Source organism: Fusicatenibacter saccharivorans, from assembly GCF_027667425.1.
Taxonomy (GTDB): Bacteria; Bacillota; Clostridia; order Lachnospirales; family Lachnospiraceae; genus Fusicatenibacter; species Fusicatenibacter saccharivorans.
In genome coordinates, this window is record NZ_JAQEGR010000014.1 from 1 (window position 1) to 305 (window position 305).

The 305-nt window shown below is 43.3% G+C and carries 1 rRNA gene; it reads right to left on the minus strand.

Annotated features, from left to right (window positions below):
* Positions 1–144: ribosomal RNA gene (locus PGS38_RS13125) — 16S ribosomal RNA — on the minus strand; the annotation flags it as partial.
* Between the last annotated feature and the right edge of the window lie 161 nt (positions 145–305).

The following is a 305-nucleotide window of genomic DNA, read 5'->3' on the forward strand; positions in this document are numbered from 1 at the left end:
CAGGTCACCCACGCGTTACTCACCCGTCCGCCGCTCAGTCAGTTAAGAATCATCCGAAGAATCTTCTTAACTGCTTCGCTCGACTTGCATGTGTTAAGCACGCCGCCAGCGTTCATCCTGAGCCAGGATCAAACTCTCTGATAAAATGTTTGTTCCAAGTTCAAAATCAACATACTAGCTAATTTATCCCTTTTACTGTTTTAAAGGATCTTTCGATCGTTTTGAATTACTTATTCAGAACTTTCGAGGATGTGTTTCACTGTTTAATTATCAAGGATCTCTGCCGTTCCGACTCGGATCAGCTC